This window comes from Neisseria sp. P0014.S009 (genome assembly GCF_051958155.1).
GTDB lineage: Bacteria > Pseudomonadota > Gammaproteobacteria > Burkholderiales > Neisseriaceae > Neisseria > Neisseria flavescens_C.
The window spans coordinates 1-1,136 of the sequence record NZ_JBQCVS010000041.1 but is presented as its reverse complement, the minus strand read 5'-3'; the positions used below and the strand labels follow the sequence as shown (position 1 = coordinate 1,136).

Genomic DNA, 1,136 nt, shown 5'->3' with positions numbered 1-1,136 from the left:
GAAGTCGGTGATACTGTTGAAGTAACCGTCACCCCTGAAGGTTCTAACACCCCTGAAAAAGTCACCTTAACTAAACAACCGGACGGCAGCTGGACTTCAGATAAACCAGCGATCGTACCAAATGTTGAAGCAGGTAAAGACAGCACCACTATCCCTGAAGATAAAGTGAAAGATGGTTCTGAAGTTTCTGCGAAAGCGAAAGATCCAGCGGGTAACGAAAGTGCTGAATCTAAAGGTAATGCGGGTAATAATGCAGACCACACTGCACCAAGTGCACCGGAAGTGACTCCATCAACCACTGATGGCTCAGTAAAAGTGAAAGTGCCAAGTGATGCAGAAGTCGGTGATACTGTAGAAGTGACAGTAACTCCTGAAGATTCTAATACACCTGAAAAAGTGACTTTAACTAAACAGGCGGACGGCAGCTGGACTTCTGATAAACCAGCGATCGTACCAAACGTTGAAGCAGGTAAAGACAGCACCACTATCCCTGAAGATAAAGTGAAAGATGGTTCTGAAGTTTCTGCGAAAGCGAAAGATCCAGCGGGTAACGAAAGTGCTGAATCTAAAGGTAATGCGGGTAATAATGCAGACCACACTGCACCAAGTGCACCGGAAGTGACTCCATCAACCACTGATGGCTCAGTAAAAGTGAAAGTGCCAAGTGATGCAGAAGTCGGTGATACTGTAGAAGTAACCGTCACTCCTGAAGGCTCTAACACCCCTGAAAAAGTGACTTTAACTAAACAGGCGGACGGCAGCTGGACTTCTGATAAACCAGCGATCGTACCAAACGTTGAAGCAGGTAAAGACAGCACCACTATCCCTGAAGATAAAGTGAAAGATGGTTCTGAAGTTTCTGCGAAAGCGAAAGATCCAGCAGGTAATGAAAGTACTGAATCTAAAGGTAATGCGGGTAATAACGCAGACCACACAGCACCAAGCGCACCGGAAGTGACTCCATCAACCACTGATGGCTCAGTAAAAGTGAAAGTGCCAAGTGATGCAGAAGTCGGTGATACTGTAGAAGTAACCGTCACTCCTGAAGGCTCTAACACCCCTGAAAAAGTGACTTTAACTAAACAGGCGGACGGCAGCTGGACTTCTGATAAACCAGCGATCGTACCAAACGTTGA

At 46.2% G+C, this 1,136-nt stretch carries 1 protein-coding gene; it reads left to right on the top strand.

Features of this window, described 5'->3' with window-relative positions:
- Nucleotides 1–1,136, top strand: a 1,136-nt coding sequence (locus ACTHS4_RS11555) for a hypothetical protein (RefSeq protein ID WP_440365971.1), incomplete at both ends; no start/stop codon positions are given.